The sequence below is a fragment of the bacterium genome (assembly GCA_024224155.1).
GTDB lineage: Bacteria > Acidobacteriota > Thermoanaerobaculia > Multivoradales > JAHEKO01 > CALZIK01.
In genome coordinates this window covers 1-3,707 of record JAAENP010000206.1, presented here as the reverse complement: position 1 = coordinate 3,707, position 3,707 = coordinate 1, and the positions used below count along the sequence as shown (strand labels likewise).

Annotated in this window: 3 protein-coding genes; 2 read left to right on the top strand and 1 reads right to left on the bottom strand. The window is 64.3% G+C overall.

Annotated elements, in window-relative coordinates:
- Positions 1-14 precede the first annotated feature (14 nt).
- A complete protein-coding gene (locus GY769_11515; GenBank protein ID MCP4202549.1) occupies positions 15-1,547 on the top strand; it encodes a S9 family peptidase in 1,533 nt (510 codons plus the stop codon).
- A 16-nt stretch (positions 1,548-1,563) separates the two neighbouring features.
- On the opposite strand, the gene GY769_11510 is transcribed toward GY769_11515, so the two are convergent.
- Positions 1,564-2,400, bottom strand: coding sequence for a hypothetical protein (locus tag GY769_11510; GenBank protein MCP4202548.1), 837 nt, complete (start codon positions 2,398-2,400; stop codon positions 1,564-1,566).
- A 101-nt stretch (positions 2,401-2,501) separates the two neighbouring features.
- Here GY769_11510 and GY769_11505 point away from each other — a divergent pair.
- The coding region (locus GY769_11505) for a TIGR02266 family protein (GenBank protein ID MCP4202547.1) at positions 2,502-3,707 on the top strand (1,206 nt) is incomplete at its 3' end.

Below are 3,707 nucleotides of genomic sequence, written 5' to 3'. Positions count from 1 at the left end.
GAAACGGCGACAGAATCGCGTTTCAGAGCACTCGCCGAAACGGAAAATCAAACGACATCTGGATCCTCGAGCCGAACGCGCCGGAATCCGCCCGGCTGGCGCTCGCGGCCGAAGACGGGAGCTGGTGGGCGGCCTCGGACTGGAGTAAAGACGACACCCGGCTTCTGGTGCGCCAATATGTCAGCATCACGGATTCCCGCGTACAGCTTCTCGACCTGAGCACCGGCGAGCGCCGCCTACTGCTCGGCGGTGCCGCCGAGCCCGCCAGAACCCTGGGCATCGATCCTGTTTTTTCAGCCGACGGCAAGGGCATCTACGTGGCTACCGATATCGGCAGCGACGTGACCCGCCTGGGCTATCTGGACCTTGCTTCCGGCGAGCTGGAGGTGATCACCGATGAGATCGGTTGGGACGTGAGCGCCTTTACGATGAACGACGACAGATCTCAGGCGGCGTTCGTCGTCAACGAAGGCGGCATCGATCGTCTCCACCTCATCGATACACAAACGAGGGAGTATGCGGTCGTAGAGTCGATACCGATCGGTGTGATCCGGGGAATGGCCTTCAGCCCGGCGGGTGATCGGCTCGCTCTGGTGCTCGACACCGCGACGTCGCCGAGCGACGTCTTCACCCTCGCGCTGGGTGACGATCGGCTCGAATCGGGAGAGCTCGTTCGCTGGACCTTCAGCGAGGTCGGTGGCCTCGACAGCGACTCCTTCGCTGCCCCGGAGCTGATCAGCTATCCGACCTTCGATCGGGTCGACGGCGACCCCCGGCAGATTCCGGCTTTCGTCTACCGCCCGGAGGGCGAGGGCCCGTTTCCGGTGATCGTATGGATTCACGGCGGGCCCGAAGGCCAGTTCCGGCCCAGGTTTCGAAGCACGGTCCAGATGTGGATCTCGAAACTTGGCGCCGCCGTCATTGCCCCGAACGTGCGCGGCTCGAGCGGCTACGGCCGGGATTATGTGCGGCTCGACAACGGCTTCAAGCGGGAAGACTCCGTCAAGGACATTGGCGCGTTGCTCGATTGGATCGCTACGCGGCCTGACCTGGACTCCTCTCGGGTCGCCGTCTACGGCGGCAGCTACGGCGGCTACATGGTGCTCGCCAGTCTGGTCCACTACAGCGGTCGTCTAAAAGCGGCCGTGGATATCGTCGGCATCAGCAACTTCGTGACGTTTCTCGAAAACACGCAGGACTACCGGCGTGACCTGCGCCGCGTAGAGTACGGCGATGAGCGCGATCCCGAAATGCGCAGCTTCCTCGAAAAGATCAGCCCGAACAAGAACGCTCACAAGATGACGGTTCCGCTCTTCGTCGCCCAGGGGCAGAACGACCCGCGGGTGCCGGTAACCGAATCACAGCAGATCGTGAAGGCGGTCCGAGAGGCCGGCTACGACGTCTGGTACATGAACGCCCTCAACGAGGGTCACGGCTTCCGGAAAAAGGAGAACTCCGACTTGTATCGCGCGATCGTCGTCCTGTTCTTTGAGAAGTACTTGCTGGACGACGGCACCGGGTCGGAAGAGCCGGACTACTCCCACTAGTGTTCCGCTCGATCGGCTAGTGCCGGTAGGCCGAGACCGGCAGCAGGCTTCCGGGAGGTCTCGAGAGCAGCGCTCGCGCCTGAGGATTGGCGGGCCTGCGGATAATCGGATCGCCGGGGTCCGAATCCGACGGCCTGAGCGGTACACCCGGAAAGACCCACCCGGTCGCCGCGTAGGCCACGGGTACGGAAACCAGCGGATAGAAAGCGGTTCGCGCTCGCGGCGGGCTGCGGAATTCGGGCTCTCTCGGCGCGCTTCTCCCTCGGGTTCTCTCGAGCTCCGCCTCGGCGAGCGTTTCGAGCGCCCGGGTCAGCCCTTCGGCGATCTGTTCCTCGCTCCTGGTCCGAAAACCGGCCTCCTCGCTCGCCGGCCTGGCCCGATCAGTCGGCTCGCGGCCCCCGGTTGGCCGCGCCGGCCCTCCATGTAACCAAACGTGGGTCTCCGGATCCAGCCGATAGCCGATTCGGGCCATCAGGGGCAACAGTTCCTCGAGTTTCGGCTCCAGTTCCCCGGCCATCAGGAGCGCCTCGCGGAAGCCGTGGTCCAAGTCTCGGGCCCGAGCCCAGCGCGCCAGGCCGAGCCAGGCCTGCGCCGGAGCCTCAGGGTCTGCGGCGAGACTCTGCGCACGGGCCAGGTACTCCGCCAGAGCTCCAGGTGCCCGTTCCACGCGCATCACCCAAGACGACGGCAAGCTCATCTCACCCGAGGCCACCCGAAACCGGACCTGGGCCTGAGTCTGCGACACCAGGACCACGTCATCGAAGCTCTTGCCGTTCTCCAGCAGGATGCGGTCGGCTCGACCTGCTGCCGGAAAAAGAACCAAGCCCCCTACGACAAGGAAAAGCCGTGTCATTCATCAATAGTTTATCACCGCGTCGCGAAGAGCTCCATTCCGGGAACCGCCACGTTGAAGTGATTCCGCTATAATTCGCGTTCCGCCGATCGGCCCAAGCAATGCCTACAACCAGCAATAGACAGGCTTCCATCGACTCCAGGCGTATTGCGCTGGAACGAGAGGTCACGATTCGGGTTCCCAGGTTCGACACCTTCGTCACCGAGTACTCGACCAACATCTCCACCACCGGGATGTTCATCGTTTCCGAAAAGCCGCACCCTCCGGGTACGACTTTCACGTTCGAGTTCAGCGTCGCCGACGATTGGAAACTGATCCGTGGCAAGGCCCAGGTTGTCTGGACGCGCTATCGGGACGAGGACAAAGAACGGCCGGCGGGCATGGGCGTCCGTTTCGTCGAGCTCGACGCCCAAAGCCGACGCCTGATCCGATGGATCGTCGAAAAACACATCCGCGAGGGCGGCAGACCCTTCGAGCTGGACGAGCTGCGTAGCGTCATCGACGAGGCTCTGGAGGACGTGATCGAAACCGACGAAACCGCAGCCGCGGCGGACACCGTGGCTCCAGTGGCGTCGGCCGCAGTCACTCGGAGCCGGCCCAAGGCTCAGCGCCCGCCCGAGAGCAAGACCCAGTCGACCGAGCGGCACGTATTGCCGTTACTGGCAACCGCCGCGGTCATCGTAATCGGCCTGATCTTTCTGTTCTGGCTCACCGAGTGGATCCCGGACTTCGACGCCGAGTCCAGCTCAGCCGCCACAACCGCCGAGCTCGAAGAAGTGAACACATCGGACGCCGACGGACAGGCGGTCGAGAGCGCCGTTCGCGAAACCGGAGACGGGTCCGACGCTTCCTCAGCCACGCCGGCAGGCAGCGATCGCGGCTCCGACAGAACCCTCAAGCTAGCCTCGCAGGCGACCGAGATGCCGCCCGCGAGGGCCGCCGCCAACGACGAGGCCGAAACCGCTCCGGAGCCCGCAAGCGCCGGCTCGCCCCCGCTGGGGTCGGCCTACGCCGGAGTCCGGCAGGCCCTCGGCGACTGGTCCGCCGCCTGGTCCGCCCAGGATGTGGACAGCTACCTGGCGATGTACTCTCGCAGTTATCGGCCCGCGAGTTCGAGTCGCGCGGCCTGGGAAGCGCTGCGCCGCGAGCGGCTAACGGCGCCCGAGTTCGTCAAGGTCTCGATCTCTCGGCTCGACATGGTGCGAGTCCGAGACGATCTGGTCGAGGCGACCTTCTTCCAGAACTATCGTTCCAGCGATTTCTCGGATTCAGTCCAGAAGGTCGTCGAGCTGGTTTGGGAAGACGGT